The sequence below is a fragment of the Dyella ginsengisoli LA-4 genome, assembly GCF_000334915.1.
Lineage (GTDB): Bacteria > Pseudomonadota > Gammaproteobacteria > Xanthomonadales > Rhodanobacteraceae > Dyella_A > Dyella_A ginsengisoli_A.
Genome location: NZ_AMSF01000009.1, coordinates 1 through 594, shown reverse-complemented (window position 1 = coordinate 594; position 594 = coordinate 1). Strand labels below are relative to the sequence as shown.

1 protein-coding gene is annotated in these 594 nt (G+C 68.4%); it reads left to right on the top strand.

Annotated features, from left to right (window positions below; all coding sequences use genetic code 11):
* Nucleotides 1–84 precede the first annotated feature (84 nt).
* The coding region (locus tag C693_RS0101445; RefSeq protein ID WP_026107097.1) for an IS110 family transposase at nucleotides 85–594 on the top strand (510 nt) is incomplete at its 3' end.

Sequence of the window (594 nt, the reverse complement as noted above, 5' to 3'; positions counted from 1 at the left end):
GAGTAAAAAGAGACTTCCTCCCCTTTCGGCCTCGAGGGCCATGATGGTGTTGCGACACAACCGTCAGCAGAGGAGGAAGTCTCCATGGGCACTATAACCCTGGGTGTGGACCTGGCGAAGCGGGTGTTTTCGGTGTGCGAGATGGATGCCGCCGGGCATGTGCTGCGGCGGCAGGCGTTGAAGCGCGACGCCTTTGCCGCGTGGCTCGGCCAGCAGCCGGCCGGCACCGTGGTGGCGATGGAGGCGTGTGGCGGAGCGCACCACTGGGCACGCCGCTGCCTCGCGCTTGCATTGCAGCCGAGGGTGATCGCCGCGCAATTCGTCGGCCCGTTCCGCAAGAGCCGCACCACCAAGAACGACCGCAACGACGCCGAGGCGATCGCCACCGCCGCCCGGCAGGGCAACATGCGGTTCGTGCCGGTCAAGTCGGTCGAGCAGCAGGCGCGGCTGGCCTGGCACCGGGTGCGCGAGGGCTACAAGACCGAGAGCCTGGCGATCGGCAACCGGCTGCGTGGCCTGCTGACCGAGTTCGGCATCGTGGTGGCCAACAGCGATGCGGCCCTGCGCCGGGTGCTGGCCGACCTGGAGGCCTAC